The sequence below is a fragment of the Microbacterium sp. Bi128 genome (genome assembly GCF_918698205.1).
In genome coordinates, this window is the sequence record NZ_CAKKMM010001465.1 from 1 (window position 1) to 1,228 (window position 1,228).

The 1,228-nt window shown below is 71.6% G+C and carries 1 pseudogene; it reads left to right on the forward strand.

Going from position 1 to position 1,228, the window contains the following annotated elements:
- Positions 1-1,228, forward strand: a pseudogene (locus LQV45_RS33720) (hypothetical protein); the annotation flags it as partial.

A 1,228-nucleotide genomic window follows, 5' to 3' on the forward strand; every position in this document is an offset into this window, starting at 1 on the left:
AGTCCCCGGCGGTGTCCAGCTGCAACTGTTCCTGGCCAAGCCAGCGCTCGCTGCGGCCTCCAACGGAACCGTCACAGCCGGTGAGCCGATTACCGGGCACATCGATGCCGGTCCGGCCTCCGTGGTGGCTCCGAATTCCAAGGTCCGCATCACCGTCCTGAACCAGAAACCTGGCCAGACCTCCGGCCAGAAGGACGGCCAGCCCTTGGAAGTGCCGGTCGATGCGTCGGGAAACTGGCAGTTCCCCGCACCGTCGTTGGCCGGGCCCTTCACGTTCTCGGCTGACACCGTGAACGGCTGCAGCGGCTCCGGCGCAGTCGCCCTGTCCGTCGACGTCTCCCGGCTCGCGGCTCCGGCCATCACCTCACCTGTGGACGGCCAGCCGGAGGGCCCGGGACTCACAGCCATCGACGCCATCGAGGGCACCGGAGAAGCCGGAGGCACGGTGCGGCTCTCCGGCGACTTCACCGGGACCGGGCTCGTCGACGCAGACGGCCGCTGGCGCATCAACGTGGCCGATCAGCCGGTCTTCGGAAAAATTTCGGTCACGGCAGTGCTCACGGCCCCCGGAGAAATGGACAGTCCCGCGGCGACCCGCACCTATACCGTCATTCCGCCGGCTCCGGCGGTGTCGAACCTCAGAGACGGCCAACACCTGCGCCAGGACGCCCTGCCAGCCACCATCTCCGGCACAGCCCTTCGAGGTGCCGGCGTGGCCGTGGCTGTGGACGGGGTGGCCGTGGACTCCGTGCAGGCCGGTTCCGGTTCCGGAGCGGAGGAGGCCGCGCTCGAGCCCGGGACCGCGCAGACCTTGGCCGGCAGTGCCCGGTGGAGTGTCACGTTCCCCGCGGAACTGGATGCCGGAGCGCACACCTTGACCGTGACGCAAACCATTGACGGCGTCGCATCGCCGCCGGCAGCCGTGGCGTTCAGCGTCGAGGCCACGCCCGTTTCCGGGGGCACTCCGGCCGGGCCGCCCGCCGGGCCGCCGGGATCCGTGCAGCCGGCAACGCCTGGCCACCCGGCGGTCCCGCAACAGCCCGCCAACCCTGCCGGGGCTCCCGCCGGACCGGTCAAACCGGCGCAAGCTCCCGCCCCGCCGTCGGACACCTCCGTCGTTGTGGGCGGCGCGGCACCGGGCAGCACAACACCGGACAACACGGCACCAGGCAACACGGCGGGCACCTCAGGCCAGCTGGCGAGCACGGGCGCCGGCGGGCTCCTGCCC